General features: G+C 42.8%; 15 protein-coding genes. 9 read left to right on the top strand and 6 right to left on the bottom strand.

Annotated elements, in window-relative coordinates:
• Window positions 1–108 precede the first annotated feature (108 nt).
• On the top strand, window positions 109–2160 hold the full coding sequence (locus QR722_RS14310; RefSeq protein WP_286283588.1) for a S8 family peptidase: 2052 nt from the start codon (window positions 109–111) through the stop codon (window positions 2158–2160).
• A gap of 236 nt (window positions 2161–2396) precedes the next feature.
• On the top strand, window positions 2397–5657 hold the full coding sequence (locus tag QR722_RS14305; protein WP_286283587.1) for a ligand-binding sensor domain-containing diguanylate cyclase: 3261 nt from the start codon (window positions 2397–2399) through the stop codon (window positions 5655–5657).
• 87 nt (window positions 5658–5744) lie between these two features.
• On the opposite strand, the gene QR722_RS14300 is transcribed toward QR722_RS14305, so the two are convergent.
• A complete protein-coding gene (locus QR722_RS14300; RefSeq protein WP_286283586.1) occupies window positions 5745–8777 on the bottom strand; it encodes a sigma 54-interacting transcriptional regulator in 3033 nt (1010 codons plus the stop codon).
• A gap of 376 nt (window positions 8778–9153) precedes the next feature.
• Between QR722_RS14300 and tig the strand changes: the two genes are divergently transcribed.
• The 6 genes from tig to QR722_RS14270 all read left to right on the top strand — a co-directional run bounded on the left by tig (window position 9154) and on the right by QR722_RS14270 (window position 17882).
• On the top strand, window positions 9154–10464 hold the full coding sequence (gene tig / locus QR722_RS14295; RefSeq protein WP_286283585.1) for a trigger factor: 1311 nt from the start codon (window positions 9154–9156) through the stop codon (window positions 10462–10464).
• Window positions 10465–10554: 90 nt separating this feature from the next.
• The gene (clpP, locus tag QR722_RS14290; protein WP_286283584.1) at window positions 10555–11187 is read left to right on the top strand and encodes an ATP-dependent Clp endopeptidase proteolytic subunit ClpP; all 633 of its coding nucleotides are present in this window, start codon (window positions 10555–10557) and stop codon (window positions 11185–11187) included.
• Between the two features lie 84 nt (window positions 11188–11271).
• Window positions 11272–12549 (top strand): ATP-dependent protease ATP-binding subunit ClpX, encoded by a 1278-nt coding sequence (gene clpX / locus QR722_RS14285; RefSeq protein WP_286283583.1) that lies wholly within the window; start codon window positions 11272–11274, stop codon window positions 12547–12549.
• A gap of 116 nt (window positions 12550–12665) precedes the next feature.
• Window positions 12666–15032, top strand: a complete 2367-nt coding sequence (gene lon / locus QR722_RS14280; protein ID WP_286283582.1) for an endopeptidase La — start codon at window positions 12666–12668, stop codon at window positions 15030–15032.
• A gap of 237 nt (window positions 15033–15269) precedes the next feature.
• A complete protein-coding gene (locus QR722_RS14275; protein WP_286283581.1) occupies window positions 15270–15542 on the top strand; it encodes an HU family DNA-binding protein in 273 nt (90 codons plus the stop codon).
• A 453-nt stretch (window positions 15543–15995) separates the two neighbouring features.
• Window positions 15996–17882 (top strand): SurA N-terminal domain-containing protein, encoded by a 1887-nt coding sequence (locus QR722_RS14270; RefSeq protein WP_286283579.1) that lies wholly within the window; start codon window positions 15996–15998, stop codon window positions 17880–17882.
• Window positions 17883–17959: 77 nt separating this feature from the next.
• Here QR722_RS14270 and QR722_RS14265 read toward each other — a convergent pair whose 3' ends face one another.
• Genes QR722_RS14265 through QR722_RS14250 form a run of 4 tightly spaced genes read right to left on the bottom strand, consistent with a single transcriptional unit; the run spans window position 17960 to window position 22260 of the window.
• The gene (locus QR722_RS14265) at window positions 17960–19999 is read right to left on the bottom strand and encodes a prepilin-type N-terminal cleavage/methylation domain-containing protein (RefSeq protein WP_286283578.1); all 2040 of its coding nucleotides are present in this window, start codon (window positions 19997–19999) and stop codon (window positions 17960–17962) included.
• Window positions 19996–21108, bottom strand: a complete 1113-nt coding sequence (locus QR722_RS14260; protein WP_286283577.1) for a hypothetical protein — start codon at window positions 21106–21108, stop codon at window positions 19996–19998. Before QR722_RS14260 ends, QR722_RS14265 begins: the two co-directional genes overlap by 4 nt.
• Window positions 21095–21739 carry a prepilin-type N-terminal cleavage/methylation domain-containing protein gene (locus QR722_RS14255; RefSeq protein WP_286283576.1) on the bottom strand — a complete coding sequence of 215 codons (645 nt, stop codon included), beginning with the start codon at window positions 21737–21739 and terminating at the stop codon, window positions 21095–21097. Before QR722_RS14255 ends, QR722_RS14260 begins: the two co-directional genes overlap by 14 nt.
• The gene (locus tag QR722_RS14250) at window positions 21733–22260 is read right to left on the bottom strand and encodes a GspH/FimT family pseudopilin (protein WP_286283575.1); all 528 of its coding nucleotides are present in this window, start codon (window positions 22258–22260) and stop codon (window positions 21733–21735) included. Before QR722_RS14250 ends, QR722_RS14255 begins: the two co-directional genes overlap by 7 nt.
• An 81-nt stretch (window positions 22261–22341) precedes the next feature.
• Between QR722_RS14250 and QR722_RS14245 the strand changes: the two genes are divergently transcribed.
• Entirely contained in the window at window positions 22342–22704 is a 363-nt protein-coding gene (locus QR722_RS14245; RefSeq protein ID WP_286283574.1) for a type IV pilin protein, read from the top strand.
• Between the two features lie 469 nt (window positions 22705–23173).
• Here QR722_RS14245 and olsF read toward each other — a convergent pair whose 3' ends face one another.
• The gene (gene olsF / locus QR722_RS14240) at window positions 23174–24892 is read right to left on the bottom strand and encodes a bifunctional ornithine lipid synthase OlsF (protein WP_286283573.1); all 1719 of its coding nucleotides are present in this window, start codon (window positions 24890–24892) and stop codon (window positions 23174–23176) included.
• Window positions 24893–25046: the final 154 nt, after the last annotated feature.

Below are 25046 nucleotides of genomic sequence, written 5' to 3'. Positions count from 1 at the left end.
ATCAACAGCATATCTACATTCATAAAGTTGGCATTAAAACTGCATTATCAAGTCAGTTGATTAATGAAAATGCAATATTTAATATAATTGCGCTATGGAGTAGTGAAAATGAGCTTTTTTACAGATAGAAAAACATTGGTTGTCGGAGCGTTATCACTGGTTACCAGTGTTTCCGCTGTGTTAGTGACATCACAATCGAACGCATCAAGTGTACCGTTCTTTACCCAGTCGGTGAGCACGACCCAAATGACAGTGCGCCAACAGCAAGTAAACCAACAACAGTCTTATATTCTACAAGGCTTAAGTCGTGATGCGCTTGTTGCTGTAGTGGAAAATGCCGGTGGTGTAGTATCGCGCGAGTTCCCGATAATTAGTGCTGTTAGCGCCTATTTATCTGATTCTCAGATTAGTGAAATTGCTAAAATCGCTGCGGTTAAGGTAACCGCTGACAGAGCCATGATGACAATGGCTGACAATAGCGCTGCCACTGATGCCAGTGCAAATGTGAAGAAGTACGCTATTGATAATTATATTACCACGCAAACCAAAGCTGACTTATTGCATCAACAAGGCATAACCGGTCAGGGCGTCACTGTTGCTGTTATTGATAGTGGTTCTTTAATGGGGGGTAAGCAGGGTGAATCTTTGCTTTATAACACTAATTATCAAAATCGTGCTTTTGATAAGTATGATGCTATCACAGGTGTAGTAAGCACAGAGTTAGACGATGATCTTAACGGTCACGGAAGTCACGTTACTGGTATTATTGCTAGTAGCCTTAAAAGTGATTCAGGCAAATACAATGGTATGGCGCCAGATGTTTACCTTTTGTCAGTAAAAGCCTTTGATGAAACCGGTAATGGTAGCTACTCCGATGTGTTGAATGGATTGAACTATGTATTTGAGAATCGTGAACGTCTAAATATTCGCGTTGTAAATATGTCATTGGGTGCTGAAGTTCAATCAAATTATTGGGAAGATCCAATCAATCAGGCTGTCATGCGTTTATGGGATGCTGGTGTAGTAGTAGTTACCTCTGTGGGTAACACAGGTTCTGATTACAATACAGTGACCCTGCCAAGTAATGTGCCTTATGTTATTTCTGTCGGTGCTATCACTGATAGTTACACTCCTTTTGATACCTCTGATGATCGCATGACCACGTTCTCTTCACGAGGTCCAACTTATGAAGGTTTCATCAAGCCAGAAGTTGTTTCTTATGGTGGCCATATTCGTTCAAAACTGGATAAAAGTAAGTTAATCAAACAAAATCATGCTCCTTCTGAAGAGGGTGAAGATTACTACATGGTGTCTGGTACTTCACAAGCAGCTGCAGTTGTAACGGGTGTGGTTGCTCTTATGCTGCAACATGATCCAGCGCTTAGTCCTGATGATGTCAAATGTCGTTTGATGGCTAGCGCAAGCGCAATCACCAATCCTGATAACGGATACAAATATGGTCCTTTCACCCAAGGTTCTGGTCTTGTTGATGCATATGCAGCAACCATGAGCCAAGCGACGGGTTGTGCAAACAACGGGCTGGATCTAGTTGCTGATTTGATAGGTAGCGCGCACTTTGAAGGACCTGCTCAAGTTGCAGACAATGGTGAGATTTATATCAAGCTTTCTGATACCACAATTTTGATTGAAGGCGCTGTAATGGGGTCGTCTGCGGTCTTGGAAGGTTCAGTGTGGGATGTATCTACTGGGTTGCAAGGCTCTGTGTGGGATGTATCTACTGGGTTGCAAGGCTCTGTGTGGGATGTATCTACTGGGTTGCAAGGCTCAGTGTGGGATGTATCTACCGGATTGCAAGGTTCTGTGTGGGATGTATCTACTGGATTGCAAGGCTCTGTGTGGGATGTATCTACCGGATTGCAAGGCTCTGTGTGGGATGTATCTACCGGATTGCAAGGTTCTGTGTGGGATGTCTCAACTGGTCTGCAAGGTTCGGTGTGGGACGTATCCACTGGATTACAAGGTTCGGTCTGGGATCGCATGTCTGCTCTTGAAGGTTCAGTATGGGACACCAATGCATTTGTTGAAGGCTTTGCATGGAAGGCACTTGCTGCGATTGAAAGCGTAGCAAATGTTGATGAAAAGCCTGCTAAACAACAAAAAAGCTCTAACGATCTTTTAAGCGAGCTACCCGCTATTTAATTAATATCTGTCAAAAGCTGCACTTATACTAAAGTGCAGCTTTTTTTATTCTAATTATTTGTTAAGTTAGCTACGCTAATCAAGCGCATCTATTGATAGTTAAATAAATGCTCTAGCGTCCTTTACTCATAATTTAACATCAAAAATAGTGATTGTGACTGCAGAAAAATACATTGGTGTTAGCTGGAATATGCTACATTACGAGATTAAGGTATTGAAAATTAATGAGATATGTCATGTTTAAAAACATTTTTGTAGTCTTCTGGATCGCTCTGGGATTGACTTCTGCAACTAATGTACTTGCTGACAATCAGAATATTCGTTTTCAGCGTATCGCTCTTGAACAAGGATTATCCCAGGAAAACGTCTCCACTGCATTTCAAGATTCCGAAGGCTTCATGTGGTTCGGCACACAAGAGGGGCTGAATCGCTATGATGGTTATCAATTTAAAGTGTTTACCTACAGTTCACGGAATAAAGAATCACTTAGCTCAGATTGGATTTATCATATAGTCGAGCCACAAAAAAATAAACTATGGGTCGGTACCCGTGGCGGTATCAATGTTTTTGATAAAGCCAGTCAAACCTTTAAGTCTTATCGACACGATCCCGAGCAACCAGGCACGGTCAGCAACGACATTGTAAGGTTCCTGTTTGTATCTTCTACCAATGTTATTTGGATTGGGACCGATGGCGGACTGAACCGCTATAACCCGTTGACCGATGATTTTACCTACGTGCCTCTAAGTGATAACACTATCGAAGCCATTCTTAGCATTACTGAAGATGCCAGTGGAAACCTGTGGGTCGCAAGTTCAAATTCAGGCGTGGTGAAAATTAACCCAGATACCTTAGAGGTATTAATTGACGGTGGGACCTTAGACACCCTTACGGGTACTTCGCTGTCTGCAGCCAAAACCCTTCTTGTTGATAGTCAGCAACGTCTCTGGATTGGTGGTCTGGGCATAGGTGTTAAGGTGATCACGCCACCTAATGCTGAACAAACCGAATTCGACGTTTGGAGCCCTGCCATACTTGAAAAAGAAACTGTTTCCCATGTGTACCAAGATAAAGCCAACAAGGTCTGGTTGGCAACTGATAATGGTCTGTATCGAATGCAACCGGATCGAGAAAGCTTCCTACATATTAAAAACGAGAAGCAAAATCCCTATAGTCTGTCCGATAATCAATTGAATTATTTGTACCAAGACCGCGGTAATGTTTTTTGGGTCGGCAGTATAAAAGGACTGAATAAGTGGAATACAGCAACATCCAATTTCGATCATATCAGGGTAGGAGCGGACAAAGATAAAAGCTTAGCTGGGAGTTATATCAATACCTTTCATGATGGCGCAGCTGGGAAACTATGGATAGGTTCATTGAGCGGATTAGATTTACTGGATGTCGAAAGTGGTAACATTGTTCACTTGAATCACCAACCCGATAACCTAAATTCGCTGCTGAGCGACAAGGTGATGGCACTATACTCTGATAATGGTGATGAACTCTATATTGGTTACCAAGACAAGGGCATGAGCAAATTAAACACGAAAACAATGCGTTTTACCCATTATGAAAGCGATAAGTTAAATCCTCAAACTTTGGGTGCGCCAGGGGTAACCGCCATTGAGCCTGCTGGAAATAATAAGTTGTGGGTGGGTACCTTCGGTGGTGGCTTAAACTTGTTCGATATACAAACCCAAACCTTTACCCGCTATAAACATGACAAAACTAACTTACAAACCCTTAGCACCAATAGAGTTCTTTCCGTGCTTCGGGCTAGAAATGGATTAATTTGGGTAGGAACCTGGGGAGGAGGATTAAATATCTTCAATCCCACTACTGCTACTGCGATGCGAATTAAATCGGATCAAGGCTCGCCCAATGAACTCGGCAGTAATGAAATCTGGTCTATTTTTGAGGATTCAAAGGACAATATTTGGATCGGGACTCGTGGCGGGGGCGTGGTCAAGTTGTCCGCCGAAAATCGCAAGGTGGGTAATTTTCAATTTGAGCGCATATCTCGCTATGAAGGTCTACCCAGTAGTAATGTGTTTGGTATTTTGGAAGACTCAAGTGGCTTGCTCTGGTTAAGCACTAACCGAGGCTTAACTAAACTTGACCCTGAGACTAAAGAACTATTAAATTTTGATAGTTCTCATGGCTTACAAGGCAACGAATTTAACGCCGGTGCTTACTATCAATCTGCTGATGGTAAATTATATTTTGGCGGAACTAATGGAGTGACTTCGTTCTTTCCAGAAAAAATTTCACCAAATAAACACATTCCACCTGTGGTGTTAACTAAGTTTCAGAAGCTAAATGAAGTCTTTAGTATCGACGCCTCAGGCAATGACCACAGTAATATACAAATATCCCACAAAGATTATTTGATTGCTTTTGAGTTTGCTGGTTTGGACTTTGCTTCGCCAAGTAACAACCGTTACCTATATAAACTTGAGGGTTTCGATAATAACTGGATCGAGGCCGGCGATATTCGAAAAGCAACATATACTAACCTGCCTGCCGGCCAATATTTATTTCGAGTCAAAGCGTCAAATAATGATGGTATATGGAATGAGCAAGGAGTCGATGTGGCCCTAACCGTATTGCCCGCCCCTTGGTATTCTTGGTGGGCATATACAATCTACGCTGGGTTTGCCCTTGGATTACTCTACTGGATTTATCGCTCCTACCTTAACAAGCTTGAAAAAGAAGCTAATTATCGCCAAGAGTTGGAATTAGAAGTAAAGAGTAGAACAGTGGAATTACGTGAAGCCAACGAGCAGTTACTTAATGCTAGTGTGACAGATCAGCTAACCGGGCTGCACAATAGACGCTATCTAAATAATATTATCGAGCAGCAATGTGCCAGCGTGTTCCGTGAATTTGAAGAAAACCTGGTCACTGGCCGTTGTACTGCAGACAGTGGTCCACGATTATTCTTCCTCATGTTCGATCTAGATGGTTTTAAACCCATAAATGATACCTATGGCCATGATGCTGGCGACAAAGTGATATGTCAGGTGAGTGACCTGCTGAAGCTCGTATGCCGCAAATCCGATACAGTAATCCGTTGGGGGGGAGATGAGTTCCTGATCATGGGGCGTGTTGAAGAAGTCAGTGAAATTGAGTTGTTAGCAGAACGCTTACGCAGCAAAATATCTGGGTTTGGCTTCGACATCAATTTGAAACAAAAAATGCATTTATCCTGTTCAATTGGCTACAGTATGTATCCTTTCTCTCATCATTATCCAGATTCACTGAGTTGGGAGCAGGTACATTTATTGGCTGACAATGCTCTTTACAAGTCCAAAGAAGGCGGACGTAATCAATGGACTGGGATCTTGCAATCAGCCGAGATGCCTCCGGTCAGTATCATGAATACCTTGACTCAGAATATTGATAACGTGATTGACGAAGGCTATGTCAGGGTTAAGCAGGTATTGCAGGATGGCACGGCAAAAGTCATGGATATCCAAACCAGCAGACGTTAGGCAATAAGGGCTAATTGCTATGCTGGGTTAGCTAAGGGATATCGGTTTTTATTAAACGGTTAATCGGCTAGTTTAGCACTAGACGCATCATTGAGATGCGTCTAGCTCACGTTTCAATTTGTAAAAGGTTGGTTCACTCACACCCAACATTTCTGCCGCCTGAGCCATACTATATACAGGTGTACTCAATATACTTTCCAGTACTAACAATTTAATTTGAGCCACACAATTCTTGAGCACTACCTGACCATTGGCGATAGGAGCTAATGCCTCACTGATTACATGCCAATTACTGGGCCTATGGCTTTCAGTCATGTCTCCCTCAGCTAAAATTTTATCGACTTTTCGTCTTGCCGTACTCTGCGAAATAGACAGTCTAGCAGCAGTAAGACGCATTTTTCGATCGCTAGCAATATAGGTTTTAATAATCAATTCATCTTCAATCCAACTGCCAAAGGGCGCATTGACAAATTGGGGATGTTGGCCTGCTTGGCTAAGTGTTTGCTTGAAGATATCTAACAACATTTCAGTGCAATGTTGTGCACTGACCATAGTTGTGTGTACTTCACTTCTGGCATAGTTATTTGTCGAGTTGTTGTCTTGTTGGCTCGAAAAGCGTTCAGCATTATAATCAGGCTCTGAATAACCCGCATGATTGTTGTTGGAATTGACTAGCGAATTCACCCCAGGGTAGGGCGGAGCAGGACTTTGAGCTGGCAATCGTGAATGATTTTCAGTCTGGGCGGCTGTGGGGCGTACATCGTCTTCAATGTTCAATAGCCCCCACTCAATTACTTTTCCTTCACACAGTAAGGTTGCCTGCATTAATCGATTTTCTAGCTCACGAATATTACCCGGCCATGTATAGTGCAGCATCTTTTGCAGTGCATTAGTCGATAGGTTGCGTTTTTCCAATTTGAATTGTTCGGCGTACTTGGTCAAAAAGTGAGTTGCCAGCAATTCGATATCTTCTGGCCTTTCACGCAGCGGTGGATTATATAAGGTCAAAACGTTTAATCGATAATACAAGTCTTTGCGAAAGTTACCCTGCTCGACTTCAAAGGCCAAATCTCGGTTTGTTACCGCAATGATTTTAACATCGACAGTTATGACCTTATTGCCGCCAACAGGAGTGAAGTGTTTTTCCTGTACGAAACGCAACAGCTTGGTTTGCATATTTAGCGGTAACTCACCTATTTCATCTAAGACTAAAATACCGCCTTCGGCATCTAACACTTTTCCGGAAGAGGTGTTCTGCGCACCAGTAAACGCACCTTTTACATAACCAAATAATTCTGACTCTATTAGGCTTTCAGGGATAGAGCCACAATCTACAATGACTAAGGACTTATTATTGCGATTGCCCATCTGATGTAATGCGTTGATAAGACGTTCTTTACCTGTACCGCTTTCCCCGGTAATCAATACTGTGGTGTCAGTCATAGCGGCGCGTTTGGCGTGCTTGAGTAGATTTGCCATTGCCTGCGAACGATAAATAATGCTGCTAACTTGTAGGCCTTCTTTTAACTGGGTCAGTTCATGTTGCAACTGCTCATTTTGGCTTTCCAGTTTACGGTTGAGCTCCTCTTCTAATTTACTTCTGCGTAGCGCCTTACCTAACTGACGAGTTAAACCTGAGAGCAAAACCTGGGTATCATGTTTAACTTCAAATTGGCTAGCTTTACCACAAATAAATAAGCAGTCGGCAGTTTCTATTTCAAGTGGCAAGACCAAAATAATAGTGCTTCCAACTAGCCTTTCAGAGGGTTTGTCGCTAGCCATCACGCTTTGTTGCATTTGTTTTATTTCGGTTAGAAAGGCACTATCTTGTGCTGTCATGGCGACCGCATCATCATTACTGTCGATAGAGTATAGATATTGTTGCTGTTGCTCGTTTGGACCGATCACGCCGGCGCACATAAAATCAAAGGTTTGTGCCAGACGCTGTATGACGCTTTGCGCCAACTGGGAAAAATCGTATTTGTCGGCGATTAATGAAGATATGTCCCATAACAACAGCATGTTGCGATAATCGGTGATGGTATCTGCTGTAAATATCCCGCCTAGATAATTAAATTTTTGTTGATAAAGACTGAAATCATCTTTGTGCCAGGTAATAATCGATGGCTTCTCTTCTTTCTGGGCTGCTTTTAATGCTTGATCTGCGCGACTGATCAACACAGATGCACATGCGGATTTTGATGGGTAGTCTTCACTATATTCAATAATGGCAGCACCGACATCAAAAGCTAGATTAATAGCCCCATCCAAGTAATGTCTCTGTTGCAGAATTAATTGTAATTTTTTGGCAAAGCTTGCCACATCGGTCTTTTCATTTACCGGAAAAGCTACACCGAATAAGGCACCGCCATAGCGACTTAAAATATCATTTTCTCGGGTACTGGATTTGAGCAATTCGGCTATCTCGCGAATAACATTGTCGCCAAACTCATTGCCAAATTTTCTATTTATTTGGTGAAAGTCAATACAGTGAACCATGATCAAGCCCACCGAATATTGGTTACTCAGCTGAGCGATCTTGTTCTGCAATACGGTGCGGGAGCACAGATTTGTCAAGGGGTCAGACAAGAGCGTTAAAAATTCGGAAATCAAACGCATCTGCATCACAGTTGATTGCAGCATATGCTGAACAGTGACTAACTTATCAGACGAAACCATCAGTTGTTGATTTGATTGATCAGGAGACAACCAATTCGGTATCTGCTGGGCAAAATTAAATTGCATCAGAAACCAAGTGTTGTCATCGAAAGTCTTAATCGGCGCGCGACGGGAGGCTATTTCTGACGCTGTTGCTTTATTGTTAGAGGCAAGGTTAGAGTAGATTGAATCAGCTAAGGGCTCTTCCGTAATTTTAACTAACAAAGTGGTCGCCGAGATTGCCTTAAACGCCATATTGTTAAACGCACTATCTTGTTTAGCAAAGACGTTTACTTCCCCAACCTGTGACGCTTCAATCGGAGTTTCATTAGGACCAAATTCACCCACATTAAAGCTCCCCATTTCATCATTCAATTGGGGATGCCAGACACTAATGTTCTTAGCGCCAGAAAATACTAGTATGCTGTTAATGTGATGATAAAGAAGATCTTTAGGGTTCAAGTTTTACTGGTCCGATTCGCTGATTTATGAAACTAATATTCCATATCGCGCTGCTTGATGCAATTAGACAGAAGTGTTAGACCCGAGTAAACATCCATAATTAGCCTCTAATTTGTCAGGATCACAGCCGATTAAAACAATTAGTCATTATTGACGCCACTTTAATCAATTTTTGCGCTCGACTATGTAAGTCCCAGCCTGTATACTGTCGCGTCTTTTTTAACCGAGGTGGATCACGTTGATCCGCAAAATGCGGTGAATTTGGTCTAGAAAAAAGTAGCGGAAAAACGAACTAAAAACGTCTTTCCCAAGCTAATCTTCAAATCATTGCGAATTCGAATTACGCGTTTTTGTAACGCATAGTTGAGGTATAATAATGCAAGTGTCAGTCGAGACGACTCAAGGCCTAGAGCGCCGTATTACCATTTCTGTTCCTGCTGATTCAATTGATTCAGCGGTGAAATCACGTCTTCAACAGTTGGCGAAAACCCAGCGCATTAACGGTTTCCGTCCAGGTAAAGTTCCTGTATCTGTTATTCAGAAACGTTTCGGACAGGCTGTACGCCAAGAAGTAGCTGGCGAAGCAATGCAACGTAATTTTTACGAAGCTGTCGTTAAAGAAAAATTAAATCCTGCTGGTATGCCGCGTTTTGAAATGAAAAAAGACGTTAGCGGCGAAGATTTAGAGTTTGTAGCTTCTTTTGAAGTATATCCCGAACTTGAGATCCAAGGCTTAGATAAAATTAAGCTTGAAAAACCAGTCGTGGAAATTACCGATAAAGATCTAGCAGACATGCTAGACACCCTTCGCAAGCAACACGCTAGCTGGAAAGAAGTAAAGCGTAAAGCCAAGAAAGATGACCGCGTCACTATCAGCTTCGTTGGTACCATTGACGGCGAAGAATTTGAAGGTGGAAAAGCGGAAGATTTCCCACTTGAACTAGGTAAAGATCGCATGATCCCTGGTTTTGAAAAGCCACTTGTGGGTGCTAAGAAAGGTGATGAAGTTGTTTCTGATGTGACCTTCCCAGAAGATTACCATGCTGAAAACCTTAAAGGTAAAGACGCTCAGTTCACTATCACAGTGAGCAAAGTAGAAGGTCTTGAACTACCTAAAGTTGATGAAGAATTTGCAAAAACTTTCGGTATTGAAGACGGTGACGTTGAAGCATTGAACGTAGAAGTTCGTAAGAATATGCAACGGGAACTTGACCAAACCCTTAAAGCAAAATTAAAAGAAGATGTGATTGCCGGTTTATTAGAAAGCAATACATTAGATCTCCCAGCTGCATTGGTTGAGCAAGAAGTGAACGCTTTGCGTGAACAAGCTAAACAACGCTTCCAACAGCAATCTGGCGGTAAAGTAGACAATATGCCAGAGCTACCAGCAGATTTGTTTGAAGAAAATGCTAAACGTCGAGTTTCTATTGGTCTTATCTTAGGTGAAATAATTAAAAACAACGACATTAAAGTCGATGACGCAAAAGTTGAGCAATTAATTGAAACTACTGCATCTGCTTATGAAGATCCTCAAGAAGTGATCGATTACTACAAGTCTAACAATGAATTATTACAACAAATTCAAAACGTTGCGCTTGAAGAACAAGCTGTAGAGTGGGTAGTAAGTCAGGCTAAGGTCAAAGAAGTGAAAAAGCCCTTTGACGAGATCATGAACAAACAAGCATAATTTCCTTGTTTGTTATTTGACTTCAATAGTCTCCACCTGATTAAATGCTCGGTATCTCCCGAGCATTTTTATTTGTGAAGAATTAAATTTATGTTGAATACCCCGTTCGATCCACTCAATGCGCTTGTCCCTATGGTTGTTGAACAAACTGCAAAGGGTGAGCGTTCTTATGATATATACTCACGTCTACTAAAAGAAAACGTAATATTTTTAGTTGGCCAAGTTGAAGACCACATGGCCAATCTAATTGTTGCGCAAATGTTGTTTTTGGAAGCTGAGAACCCAGAAAAAGATATCTTTTTATATATTAATTCCCCAGGTGGCTCTGTTACCGCTGGTATGGCGATTTACGATACTATGAATTTCATCAAACCTGATGTGAGCACAGTGTGTATCGGTCAGGCTGCAAGTATGGGCGCTTTCTTGTTATCTGGTGGGGCTAAAGGCAAACGCTACTGTTTACCTAATTCTAGAGTGATGATCCATCAACCTCTAGGTGGATTCCAGGGGCAAGCGTCTGATTTTGAAATTCATGCGAAAGAAATCCTGTCTATTAAAGAGAAGTTGAATCGTTTGATGGCAGAGCATACCGGTCAAGATTATGAGAAAGTTGCGCAAGATACAGATAGAGATAATTTCTTGAGCGCGTCTGAATCAAAAGAATATGGTTTGATCGACCAAGTGCTAAATAGTCGTAATGATGCGATAAGTACTAAAAAATAATTTGAGAAGTAAGTCATTTGGGTTAACACTTACTAATAGTTGTCAAACTCGAAGACTAGACAAATTGGAAGAGGCAAGTTTTAGATGACTGATAAGAAAAACACAGATGGCGATAACAAATTATTATATTGCTCTTTCTGTGGCAAAAGTCAGCACGAAGTGCGCAAACTTATCGCAGGACCATCTGTGTTCATATGTGATGAGTGCGTAGAGCTGTGTAACGACATTATCCGTGAAGAAATTAAAGAAATTTCACCTAAGAAAAAGCAGGACGCATTACCTAAGCCTAAAGAAATCCATGCTCACTTAGACGAATATGTAATTGGTCAGGAACACGCTAAGAAAGTGTTGTCGGTAGCAGTTTATAATCACTATAAACGCTTACGTAGTGGCGACGTCCATGACGGTATTGAATTAAGTAAAAGTAATATTTTGCTAATCGGGCCAACGGGTAGTGGTAAAACTTTACTAGCTGAAACTTTAGCTCGTTTGCTTGATGTACCTTTTACTATGGCAGACGCTACTACCTTAACTGAAGCCGGTTATGTAGGTGAAGATGTAGAGAACATCATCCAAAAGCTATTGCAGAAATGTGATTATGATGTTGAGAAAGCACAGCGCGGAATAGTTTATATTGATGAGATTGATAAGATTTCTCGTAAATCTGATAATCCATCTATTACCCGTGATGTGTCTGGTGAAGGGGTACAACAGGCCCTGTTGAAACTGATTGAAGGGACCATCGCTTCTGTTCCACCTCAAGGTGGACGCAAGCATCCTCAACAAGAGTTTCTGCAAGTAGATACGTCTAAGATATTATTTATCTGTGGTGGCGCGTTCGCAGGCTTAGATAAAGTCATAGAGCAACGTGCAGCCGTTGGTTCCGGTATTGGTTTCGGTGCGACAGTTAAAAGCAAAGCAGACAAGAAAAACAGCGGTGAGCTGTTTAAGCAAGTAGAACCAGAGGATTTGGTTAAATACGGCTTAATTCCAGAATTCATTGGTCGCCTCCCTGTTCTAACTAGCTTAGAAGAGTTGAGTGAAGATGCGTTGATAGAAATTCTGAAAAAACCTAAAAACGCACTGACTAAACAATACGGCGCATTGTTTGCCATGGAAAATGCAGAGCTTGAGTTTCGCGATGATGCTTTGCACGCAATTGCCAATAAGGCGATGCAGCGCAAAACCGGCGCCCGTGGATTGCGTTCTATCGTAGAAGGTGTATTACTCGAAACCATGTATGACTTACCGTCCATGACAGGGGTCAGTAAGGTGGTTATCGACGAGACGGTGATAAAAGGCGAATCCAAGCCAATTCTGATTTACGATAGTGGCAGCGATAAGAAAGTTGCAGCAGAATAAAAATTAAATTTATAAAGGCTCTTTGGAGCCTTTATTTTTTTTGATTGAACTTTACTTCGTTATCCCCATATACATAATCATAACTTTCCTAGTATTAATTAAAAACGAGATTAAGCATGACAAAAGAGCGAGTCGATCGCATTGAAATGCCGGTACTGGCATTAAGAGATGTAGTGGTCTATCCACACATGGTCATCCCTTTGTTTGTCGGACGTGAAAAGTCCATTCGATGCCTTGAAGCGGCTATGGATAAAGACAAACAAATCTTCCTAGTTGCCCAAAAAGATGCGGGTGTGGATGAACCGGAAACTGATGATGTATATGAAGTGGGTACGATAGCCACCATTTTACAATTATTAAAACTCCCCGATGGCACGGTAAAAGTGTTAGTCGAAGGTAATGTTCGAGGTCAGATCCAAACATTCCTGCAAACGGATGAGTTTTTTATTGCCGAAGTCAAACAGCATGTAGATAAAGAGTTGCCAGAGAACGAACAGGAAGTCCTTGTGCGTTCTGCGATTTCACAATTTGAGGGTTACGTTAAGCTCAATAAGAAAATCCCACCGGAGGTGCTGACTTCTCTTAATGGTATCGAGGACGCTGCACGATTGGCTGATACCATGGCTGCGCATATGCCTTTGAAATTAGCTGAAAAGCAAAAAGTGCTAGAGATGGAAAGCGTCAATGAACGTCTCGAATACTTGATGGCCTTGATGGAAAACGAAATCGATCTGCTACAGGTTGAAAAGAAAATTCGAACCCGTGTTAAAAAGCAGATGGAAAAAAGCCAACGCGAGTATTATCTGAATGAACAGATGAAAGCGATTCAAAAAGAATTAGGTGAGCTGGATGAGGCGCCTGATGAATTTGAAGCCTTAGGCAAAAAGATTGAAGAAGCCAAAATGCCTGAAGAAGCCAAAGAAAAGGCTACGGCAGAGCTTCGCAAACTCAAAATGATGTCGCCCATGTCGGCTGAAGCCACAGTTGTGCGCAGCTATATAGATTGGCTGGCCAATGTCCCTTGGTTTAAGCGCAGCGCGGTGAAAAAAGATCTCGCAAAAGCAGATGATATTCTTGACTCAGATCACTATGGTTTAGAAAAAGTTAAAGAACGCATCATTGAGTATCTCGCGGTACAACAGCGAGTGAAAAAACTTAAAGGACCGATCCTGTGTTTAGTGGGACCACCAGGGGTGGGTAAAACATCCTTAGGTCAATCTATCGCTAAAGCTACGGGACGCAAATACGTGCGTATGGCTCTAGGCGGCGTGCGCGACGAAGCGGAGATCCGTGGGCATCGCAGAACTTACATTGGCTCAATGCCGGGTAAACTGATCCAGAAGATGGCTAAAGTGGGGGTCAAGAATCCTCTCTTTTTGTTAGATGAGATAGACAAAATGTCATCTGATATGCGCGGCGATCCTTCTTCGGCACTGTTGGAAGTGTTAGATCCTGAGCAAAATAGCACCTTCAGTGACCACTATTTGGAAGTGGATTATGATTTGTCGGATGTGATGTTTGTGGCTACCTCCAACAGTATGAATATACCTGGTCCATTACTGGATCGTATGGAAGTCATACGCCTGTCGGGGTATACCGAAGACGAAAAACTTAACATTGCCATCCGTCATTTGCTTAAAAAGCAAATGTCACGCAATGGTCTCAAAGACGGTGAATTGGTAATCGAAGATTCAGCAATCATAGGGATTATTCGTTATTACACCCGTGAAGCAGGGGTGCGTAGCTTAGAGCGAGAAATTTCTAAAATTTGTCGTAAGGCAGTGAAGAATATCTTGTTGGATAAGTCGGTTAAGCAAGTTGTTGCCAATCAAGATAATCTTAAAGACTTCTTAGGTGTACAACGATTTGATTATGGTAAGGCTGAAGGCAACAACCAAATCGGTCAGGTAACTGGTTTGGCTTGGACATCAGTTGGTGGAGACTTACTAACCATTGAAACCACCTCAGTGCCGGGTAAAGGCAAAACTACCTTTACCGGTTCTTTGGGTGATGTCATGCAAGAGTCGATTAAAACCGCAATGACAGTGGTTCGCAGTAGGGCAGAAAAACTACGTATCAATGAAGATTTCCATGAAAAGCGCGATATTCATGTACATGTCCCTGAAGGTGCAACACCAAAAGACGGTCCAAGTGCGGGTATAGCAATGTGTACAGCGTTAGTTTCATCATTGACCGGAAATCCCGTCAAGGCAGAAGTGGCCATGACGGGAGAAATAACTCTACGGGGTGAAGTGCTCGCCATCGGTGGATTAAAAGAAAAACTGTTGGCCGCTCACCGTGGTGGAATTAAGACAGTTATCATTCCAAAAGACAATGAAAGAGACTTAGAAGAGATACCTGACAACGTTAAGAAGGATTTAAGTATCCATCCGGTACGGTGGATTGACGAGGTATTAACGCTTGCATTACAGGAAAATCCAGAGCGCTTTAGCTTAGAAAAACCAAAAGCGAAGAAAAAATAGCCGAAAACGGCTGTTTTTTCGTTTTTTTTTGAATTTTAGGGCTTCCCTAAGTTAAAAGATATGTTAGCCTTTAACCTAGTTTCGTGCGAAGCCTTATAACAAAAGGGATAGCGACGATTCATTAGTGTTAACAAATTGTAAAACATTGCTTGAAGTTAAGATTCAAGCTTGTTATAACGTCACTGCAATAACAATTTTGCGGAACCACAAATAATAACAATTGAAGGGGATCTTATTGTGAACAAGTCTCAACTAATCGATGCAATCGCTTCTGGTGCGGATATTTCTAAAGCTGCTGCGGGTCGTGCTCTTGATTCATTTACCGACGCGGTTACTACTGCACTTAAAGATGGCGATCAAGTAGCGCTAGTTGGCTTTGGTACATTCTCAGTACGTGAGCGTTCAGCTCGCAGTGGTCGCAATCCACAAACCGGTGAGACTATCCAGATTGCTGCAGCTAAAGTACCTTCTTTCAAAGCAGGTAAAGCACTTAAAGATAGCTGCAACTAATTAGTAATGTGATTTCACATTCTAACTGCAACTACGAAAAAACCCTTACTCATTAAGGGTTTTTTTATTTCTGATAGATCCCCCTAGTTTGACTATTCCTACCCATAGGTTTATTACTTCACAAACCAGCTTAAAATCGATTAGCTGGCATCACATCATAGCTATCGCTGCCATTTACAAAAACTGCCTCCTAAAGTATTAGCATTCTCATCAAAAGCATTAAATAGCGGGCACTCATTGGCTAACATAGGCTCATTTGAGTAAAAGAAATGGTTTAGATAGAGTCTATTTGACCTTTAACCGCCAATGTTAGCCTTTTTGCTGTTATAAACTTTGCGATTGTCTGGTGATCCAGCTATTTTTCGCGCTATAATCTTGCGCCTTAAATACTGTGTTTTTAAGTTCATTGGCCACAGTTGTTGTTATCAAGTCAGTTAGAGAGAATAGACTAATATGTTGGAAAGAATCAGAGAAGGATCGCAGGGTACATGGGCAGTCGTGATCTTGGGCTTAGTTATTTTAAGCTTTGTCTTTGCTGGAGTAGGCGGCTATGTGTCTTCTACCGGTACAGCAGCGGCAGAGGTTAATGGTGACGAAATCTCATTAAACACATTTGAACGTGCATACGAAAACGAACGGGCCCGATTAGAATCTCAGTATGGTGAAGCTTTTACAGCCTTGACAGCTGATGCAGCCTATTTGAATCAATTCCGCCAGAGCGTATTAGACCGTCTCATCGCTGACAAACTCATTGAGCAAGCAGCTGAAGATTTAGGTTTACGGGTGAGTAATCAACAAATTAGTCAGCAAATTGTCAATATGCCAGAGTTTCAAGTTGGCGGTCAGTTCGACAATGTTCGTTTCCAAAATGCGCTCAGACAAGTGGGTTATCAAACCAGTACATTCAGAGACTATATGCGTACTGAAATGACCCGTCAGCAGGTTGCTAAAGCATTATTGGGCAGCGAATTTACCTTACAGTCTGAGGCATCAAGAGTATTAAAGCTTCAAGCGCAAACCCGTAATTTACAGTTTATAACCATCCCTTCTGAGTCATTCAAACAGTCTATAGAGGTGTCAGAAGACGACATCAATATTTTCTATCAACAAAACTTATTGCGCTTCGATACAGAAGAAAAAGTTAGTTTGCAATACGTTGAGCTAAACGCTGACGACTTCTTGGTTGATATCGATGTTACTGAGCAAGAGTTACAGGATCTGTATGAGCGTTCTAGCAGCACTTATCGCACAGAAGAAGAACGTCGTGTATCGCACATCTTATTTGAAACAGCTGATAACGCTGATGCGGCACAAGAAAAAGCAGACGAAGCTGTTAAACGCTTAAATAACGGCGAAGACTTTGCGACAGTTGCAAAAGACATGTCGGAAGATACTTTCTCAGCTGAGAATGGCGGTGATTTAGACTTTTTCGCACAAGGCATGATGGACCCCGCTTTTGCTGATGCTTCATTCGAATTAAAAAATGTCGGAGATGTGTCTGCCATTGTTGAGAGTGAATTTGGCCTACATATTATCAAATTGACTGATATCAAAGCTCAACAGGTCACTCCATTTGAAGACGTTAAAGAAGAATTGGTCAAACGAGTCAAGAGTGAAAAAGCGATTGAAGAATTCTATCTTGCCCAGAACCAACTAAAGGAACTCGCGTTTGAAATGCCTGACAGCTTAGTGGATGTAGCAGAGGCTATTGGTGTGACAGTGCAAGAAACGGCATTGTTCACGGCGCAAACAGCCCCTGAAAAAATTGCTAATCCGACTGTACTTGCGGCGGCTTTTTCAACTGAGCTCACCCAAGACAAAGTCAACAGCGAAGTCATCAGTATTGGTGATAACCACGTTGTAGTGTTGCGAGTTAAAGAATATGAGCCAGAGCGCACTAAAGCGTTACAAGAAGTGAAAGAGCAAATCGTGACACAGCTAGTTTCGGAAAAAGCACAAGCTGCGGCTAAAGCATGGGCAAACGAGTTGTTAGTTGATCTGCAAGCTGGCAACGATATCTCTGCTAAGTTGGCTGATAAAGATCTAGCCTGGGAACTCCAAGCGGGTGTCGCTAGATTCGGAGCCGCATTGCCTCGTGGAATTGTCGATCAAGCATTTAAAATGTCGGCTACTGAAGGCGCAAATCAAGCTGTGGTTGAGCTGGCCAGTGGTAATGTTGGACTAGTGCAACTAAATAGTATCAATCTGACGGACGAGGTTCCTGCCGAACAAATTACTGCTATGCAACAGCGCCTTGGTCAAGCCCGCGCTGAAGGTAGTTATGCAAGTCTAATTGCTGCTATGCGTGCAGAGGCTGATATTAGTATCAACCAATTGTAAGCTTAAGCTAAACCCAATTAAGCCCTTGATCGCTTTAGACGATTAGGGGCTTTTTTATATCTGAAGTTAATCGAAACTCACTTTACTATGATTAGCACTTGGTACTCAAAATTAGATGTTTCTGTTAGTGGTTCCGGCAAGGTTATGCTTGGCCCCGGCACAATTCCTAACGCCTCGCTGACCCAATGCAGGCTAATTTGAGGGTTAACTGGCTCAGTTGCGAGGTGAAGTGCTCCTTGCCATTTTTCTGTTATGGGGGCGCAATTGAAAAAACTACTGTTTGGGCTGCTGTTAATCGTGATATCACAGGTAAATTCCTGCGCTGAGTCACTAACCCTTAAGCTAGTTAAATCAACATAATCAGCCCTTTTTGGATCCTGATATTGACATGGGACATAATCAGTTACTTGTTTAACAATACATGCTACATCACCACTGATTGCAAGATTACTGCGCGGCTTTGCTGATCCTTGAACTGACAACAACAAAGTATTTGCTTGGCTAACATGTAAATTAGAGGGAGGGACATGGGGAGGTCGATGGGATAAACCGGCATTTCCACGGTGAATAGTCGCTGCTATTTGCGCTTGGCCTATCGTAAGGCCACTCACTCGGCCACGGGAATATTGGCCAAATTGTAGGTGTTGTTGGTCTACCTCCAATACATAGGGTTGTTGGCTAATGGTGGCAATATGTTCTGCGCTGCTTCTCCAATTAGCCAATAAGGTCACGTCAATATCATAAAATGGCAGATAATCTAGCCAATCTAATTGTCTTGATGCCACTTTCTGCCTTATGAATTCAATATGCTCTGGCCGCAGTTTTTCTATATAGATTCCTCGGCTAAGCAGCTGTAACGCGCCGCTGAACATGTTTATTTGGGGCAGAGGTAGGCTAGCTGGTTGTTGATTGTTTAGTGCAGCGCGAAGGCTGCTGAGGACATGCTGCTGATAGGCTAGTCGGTTACTCTCATCATGCAAATATTGGCTATCAAATTGGGTCAAATTAATCAGTTGCCAGTCTGGGTAAATTTCGAATTGTCCATCTATGCGTTTAAAGCGGCAGATCTCTAGGTAGGGATCGGCAATATTGAGCGCCAAGGTATAATCTCCATTGGAGTTTATGCCGAAGTGTTGGTGTGCCGAAGGACCGGGCGAATAATTTGAATGTTCGACAAGCATGGTTTGGGTATCGTGGTGGTCACGACAACAACTGCTGCAAAGTGGGTTTTGACCGGCTGTCGCGATACCCACAGTTTTGTTGACCCAACTGCCAGGTTGATTAACTAGCGATTGGTCTTTTAGTATCGTCATAGAGGGTGTCTTACCGCGGCCTGCACCGGCTATCTGACAGTCACAGTTTATGGTTCGAAAATTCGCTTGGGTAAGTACCTCAGTTTCGGATTCATGGCGTTTGAACTGAGTTATCGATATGTCTGTGCTGGCGCTGTCACTGGGCCAAGAAGGTTGGGAAAAACTGACATTTACGTCGCCGTTAATTAAATGGGAACCTTTCATCGCGGGGGCGCTTTCAGCTAATAATACCCTAGGAACCCTTTGATTCGACGGCGTCTGCTGTATGCCATGGATGCTTCGATAGCTCAAAACAGGTGAGACGATACCCTGCAAAGATGTAGTCTGAGTTAATCCTTTGGCGCTGGTCCATTTAACGCTGATTGTGACCCATTTTTGCTCGGGTAAAGAGGGCAGAGCATGATTGTTGGGGATATCTTCGTAGTCACGCCAACTATCCTTTACATTGTCGTTGTCAGTATCGACATAAAATTGATCTCTTACCTGCCATTGCTGATTAAAACGCTGCAATTCTGTTTCATCACCGTCAACGCTGATGTCTATGTCTCCGGCTACTATTTTTCCACCTAGGTTATCTGCGATAGATTGAAAAGAGGAATTTTCATCCATCCTATGAAGGGTCTTGAAATCACGTAAGTCGGTTAATTTTTCGTGGGCCAATTGTCTGGCTATTCCGGCAATATGACGAGATTGTTCAGATTGCATAATATGTGACTGTAAACGCACAAACCCCATTACGCCGATTAGCATGATGATGCAGGCCACCATCACTTCTATCAAACTGAATCCATAGGCCGGCCTCATTGGAAATCCCTATTACTGCCGGCTATATTGGCCACCCGTCTTAATGCGGGAGAATCAGTCAGTTTAGTCAGGATATTAGCGTCAAAGACCAAGACCAGAGACTCGCCAGTAATGTGCATATCACGGTCGGATAAGATCGCTCCTACAATGGTCCCTAAACCCTCTAGGTTAATGATATTTGAGTCAGTACGGCTGTCGGTAACCAACAGCAAAACGAGCCCGTTAATCTGTGCTTGTTGAGCTAGTTCTAGTTGGCCGTTTTCAACCACTAAGAACACTGGGTTTAGCGCTGTTCCTAGTTGTTGGCCCTGATAAAGAACACAATCCCCTTCGATCCACAGCATGGTCAGATTACCTTGAGGTAAATCACTACAGTTATTGCGGATACTGTCTGACTCATCTTTAAATTGCATACTGTACTGCTTAGGAACGTTGCTTAAATAGGCCAGGCTATCGCTGGGGAAGTTGAGATCGTGAGCCACAATATCGGCGGCCAGTGCAGAGTTATTTGAGTATGGCATTGCATCACATGACGCCTGCTCATATTCAAAGTGTCCGCAACTTACAAATGCGTCTGACAACGGCCCCAGCCCCAACTTGCTCCATATCGAGAGGGGTAAGCCTGTTCCGCTACCATTTGGGTTGGCTACTAAGGTAACACTTGCGGTTAATAGCAACTGCCCGTTGACCATTAAAGGGGCGTGAGGAAGGGTGCTTAGTAGCGGGTAGCTAATAATAGATTGATGGGATTGTAAAACCCCCATTTGCTCTGAGGTATTGGCACTGACGTGAACTTGATGAACGGCTAAAGAATTGGCCAAACGCTCACTGCGCTGATGGCTAATCAATGCCCTATAACTGCCTACACTAGGAATATCCCCTCTTAATTGGCTATCGGACCATTGGGGATCCGCCTGCAAGATATTCATTACTTCGGCCAGGCCGGACTGAGCTGCGGCCATGGCGGTGCTTTTAATTTGACTATTAAGGGTTATGATATGTTTAGAATGGCTGACCTTCATATTGTAAATGCCTATGACAGACGTCAACATTAGCAACAGTGTCACACTCAGCAGAGTGACAGCTCCGCGCTGATTAAAAGATGGCATAATTGCTTACTCGAATTGTCTGTTGTCGCTGTATGCTTAACTCTGGGTGAGAGTGTAAATGGGCGCTAAGACTAATGTTTATTTGGAATCGTGTGAGGCCCGCAAGCTGCTCTGTGGTCGCACGAAAGGTTAGCTGTGTAACCCTAACGAAACTGTTGTCCGACAAGTCTTGCCAACCCCCAGATTCACAAGGGGAGCCGGCTTGTCGCATTTCCAAGGCTCGGTCTCTTAATCTGAACCCGTAGCGCTCATCGCCATCTTCGGTGTCTAATCGTCCATTATTATTTCGATCATAAGCAAACTCGATGCAGCTATTCATGCTTTCTCCTGCATAGTGAGATAATTGCCATTGTTGCCAAAACACAGACTGGCTGTGTTCTAGAGACAACGCAGCTTGATGAGCATTGCCGTTATAGCCTGCTCTGCGCAGTTCTGAGGTGAGTAATGACATTATTGTATCAAGCTCTTCAGATAGGCGCATTTTAGCTAAAAATTTTGCGCTAGTGACTCCGGATATAGCGACGAAACTAGTGAGTGAGGCGATAGTGGCTGTGCTTATCGTCATGGCGATGAGTAACTCAACCAATGAAAATCCTGCTTGCAACTTTGCTTTAGCGATATTATTTAGCATGCTGAGTAGGCTCCAATTTGTCCCTGTTGGACACATATCCTAACTCTACCCAAATTTGATATGACTAATTTAGCTTGTGTTGTGCCGTTGGTGAACACACTGCTACCGGCGTTTCCCATTGCACTACCGCGGGTCTTATCGAATATCACTGCGTTATCGTTGCCCATGGTTACCTTAGGCAAATGAATAAATGGATAGTCCTTTGCAGTAAGTTGATAGCTTTGATTACCGAGGGTACAGGCGTTTGCTTGTTTGCAATCACAAGTTCCACGATCGCTCAGGGCCACGCACCAGTTTTGACCTGGAGAAAATTGTACAGTCACTTCCTTAGCTTGGGTTACGGCAAAAGCGCGGCCTTGTTGGAGCAAGTAGTAGCTTTGTTGCAAAGCTCCTTTAAGCTGCTGATGATGCAGCGCCGCGGTGATCGACGGCCCACCAAGGGCTGCTATTAATGTAATAATACTCACCACTATCATAGCTTCGAGAAGCGAGAATCCTTGTGTCTTTATGATTAAATGCACTTTCAATACCCTTTGAAGTTTTCCATGTGCTTTACTGATATTGAGTATAATTGCTAATCAAACAGACAAGGGTACAGATTTATGGTCAAAGGAATGAGTTTGTTGGAATTGATGATTGCGCTAGCTATTTTAGGGATTGTTGCAGCACTGGCGATACCTTCTTATAAGCAATCATTGCTAAAGGCTCGCCGTCAGGAGGCGCAGGTAACATTAATGAAAATAGTCTTGATGCAACAGGAATTTAGAATGTCTCAGCCTAGCTATGCGACAACTGAACAGTTATCCCTTGTTAGCTCAAATTACTATCAATTTAGCGTTTCTAATCAAGGGGCTGCAACATTTACCATACACGCGAATGCACTTAATGAACAACAGGCAGACAGAGGTTGCCAGCAGCTAAGCATTAATCAATCTATGCTCCAAGCTCCCCGCGCTTGTTGGTAATTAAATTGCACTAGTTAACTAACAACATAGCAAAATAAACCACCGCGATAACACAGGAGATAACCAGAATTTTGACAAATCCTTTTTTGCCTTCCTCCAAGCTGTAGCCATTAGTTTTTAGATATGCAATCCAAATTACACACATCATTATGGGAATTAAAAACAAAAATCTAAGCAAGATTGGACTCCTAAAATCGCTATTATGATCTAAACCAGCTCCAATAGTGTCATGTTTTCCTGCGCTAGTAAAAACCCTCAGTGACGGAATGCATCAGGGTAAATGGCAATAGCTTTACTCAGTGAGTGGAATTTCCTCAATAGCATACTAGGTGCCGCCTAGGGATGAGAAGAGGTGACCTACATTTGGTTTAGTCGCCACTTTGTCTAAGAGATAGAATATACCCAGGAGTGGTCAAACAGAACTGGAGGAACAGATGATGAGGGTGATGTGGTCGTAACAGCAGTATAGTTATCCTGCTGTCTGTAATGGCGTTTGTAGATAGCGTTGACGTTTTTTAGCTTTCATCATGGTGATATCCCCCATGGCTAAACCATCGATACACTGATTAAAATCAGGATCAATGTTAAACTCAATAAATTGTAAACCACCATCTTCATAGGTTTCAGAATATTGCTTGAAGAGTGTTGGAACTACCGCCCCCATATTCGCTAGGGAGTGCTTTAGCACAGTGAAGTCTTGTTTGTAGTCTGCGCCTAAAAATGGTGAGCAAGTATCCTGCGGGATTTTAAAGGGTAGCTTGGCGTAGGCAAGCTTAGTCTTGGCGGGGAAATACAAACTGTAAAACTGTACTAATAACACCTTAGCAGCACAGTGATAGTTATTACTTAGGCTGACCGGGCCAAATAAATAACGATATTGCGGGTGTTTATTTAAAAAAGCGCCTATGCCATACCACAGATAATCTAAGCTGCGTTTGCCCCAATAACGGGGTTGAACAAAACTGCGCCCCAGTTCAAGACCTTGCTCGAAGTAGGGGGCCATTTGATCGGTGTATTCAAACAAGGTTGCGGAGTAGAGGCCGCTTAGGCCTTTATTAGCAATGATTTGTTTGGTATCTCCGAAACGATAAGCGCCAGCAATCTCCAAGTCTTCATTATCCCAAAGCAGTAAATGAAAGTAGTCGGAGTCGAAGTTATCAACGTCTCTGCGTTTATTGCTACCTTCCCCGACGGCTCGAAATGCGAACTCACGCAATCTGCCTATCTCACGCATGATAGGTGAACTTCCGGTATGCCGATATAGGTAGATATGTTTTCCATCACCCGTTTCACCGAGGCGTTCACATTGCTGTTTAATTGCCTTTGATAAGGTTTTGCGGTCTTCTGGTAAAGCAATCGCGGTTTGGGTTTTATAGATACCTTGTTTGCCATGACCAATACGGTATAGATGCTTCTTGAACATTTTCACCTGATGGGTAGGGGGGAATTTATTCTGAATGTAGCTATCAACAGGAATAATCTCACCTATGCGGATGGGCAGATGCTTGCGTCTTTGTTTAAACATCTCTTTAACCAATAAAGCTGTGGCCATAGGCTTATAAAACATGGACACGCTATAGAATAGCGGCGAATTTTTTGCGTCTATGTAGGCCGGAAGGATCGGGGAATTAGTGGCTTTTGCAATTTTTAAAAATCCAGAATGCCAGCGTGTATCTCGGATACCTTGGGGGCGCAGGCGAGATACTTCTCCAGCCGGAAAAATTAAAATTGCGCCTTGATTGTTGAGATGCTGATGAATATTTTGGAGATGCTCTTTGGGGGTGCCGCCCTGCATATTATTCACTCGAAGTATTATGTCATGTAAAGGAGGAAGCGCCATGAGCATTTCATTGGCGACGACTTTTACATCACTGCGCACTTCACAGAGTAGTTTCATCAAGGCTAGGGCATCAAGTGAGCCTATTGGGTGATTTGCGATGACGACGACTCGGCCATCGCTGGGAATACGTTCCTTCTCACTATCTCTAGCAGAGTAGCTGACGTTGAAGTATTCCAAAACCTGTTCAATAAAATCGATACCCTGCAGATTGGGGTAATCTCGACCAAATGCTAACATTTCTTTTTCATGTAGTAAGTGGCGCAGAATAAAACGGATAGATTTAAACAGCCAAGGCCTGCCCTCTGTTTGAGGGTAATGTTTTTTTAAGAATTCTTCCGCGGTGTACATACTCACGCCTTTTGACTGCTACTTCTGGAAGACGATAATCGAGTTGTATGACACTTTGACGCCAGATTCTTTGCATATTTATGACGTGGTAACTTTGCTAAAAATAGAATTAATTAGCAGGAAAGCTAAAGTAGATGGGGGATAAATGTCAAAA

The sequence above is a fragment of the Aliiglaciecola sp. LCG003 genome (assembly GCF_030316135.1).
Classification (GTDB): domain Bacteria; phylum Pseudomonadota; class Gammaproteobacteria; order Enterobacterales; family Alteromonadaceae; genus Aliiglaciecola.
The sequence above is the reverse complement of the archived record's forward strand: the minus strand, read 5'-3'. Positions and strand labels throughout refer to the sequence as shown.

What these genes read in the sequence shown, in the direction of transcription:
- tig (WP_286283585.1), top strand. Translation starts at nt 9,154, where the DNA reads ATGCAAGTGTCAGTCGAGACGACTCAAGGCCTAGAGCGCCGTATTACC.
- QR722_RS14255 (WP_286283576.1), bottom strand. Translation starts at nt 21,739, where the DNA reads ATGCTAAATAATATCGCTAAAGCAAAGTTGCAAGCAGGATTTTCATTG.
- olsF (WP_286283573.1), bottom strand. Translation starts at nt 24,892, where the DNA reads ATGTACACCGCGGAAGAATTCTTAAAAAAACATTACCCTCAAACAGAG.
- QR722_RS14305 (WP_286283587.1), top strand. Translation starts at nt 2,397, where the DNA reads ATGTTTAAAAACATTTTTGTAGTCTTCTGGATCGCTCTGGGATTGACT.
- QR722_RS14265 (WP_286283578.1), bottom strand. Translation starts at nt 19,999, where the DNA reads ATGAGGCCGGCCTATGGATTCAGTTTGATAGAAGTGATGGTGGCCTGC.
- QR722_RS14270 (WP_286283579.1), top strand. Translation starts at nt 15,996, where the DNA reads ATGTTGGAAAGAATCAGAGAAGGATCGCAGGGTACATGGGCAGTCGTG.
- QR722_RS14245 (WP_286283574.1), top strand. Translation starts at nt 22,342, where the DNA reads ATGGTCAAAGGAATGAGTTTGTTGGAATTGATGATTGCGCTAGCTATT.
- QR722_RS14310 (WP_286283588.1), top strand. Translation starts at nt 109, where the DNA reads ATGAGCTTTTTTACAGATAGAAAAACATTGGTTGTCGGAGCGTTATCA.
- lon (WP_286283582.1), top strand. Translation starts at nt 12,666, where the DNA reads ATGACAAAAGAGCGAGTCGATCGCATTGAAATGCCGGTACTGGCATTA.
- QR722_RS14260 (WP_286283577.1), bottom strand. Translation starts at nt 21,108, where the DNA reads ATGCCATCTTTTAATCAGCGCGGAGCTGTCACTCTGCTGAGTGTGACA.
- clpX (WP_286283583.1), top strand. Translation starts at nt 11,272, where the DNA reads ATGACTGATAAGAAAAACACAGATGGCGATAACAAATTATTATATTGC.
- clpP (WP_286283584.1), top strand. Translation starts at nt 10,555, where the DNA reads ATGTTGAATACCCCGTTCGATCCACTCAATGCGCTTGTCCCTATGGTT.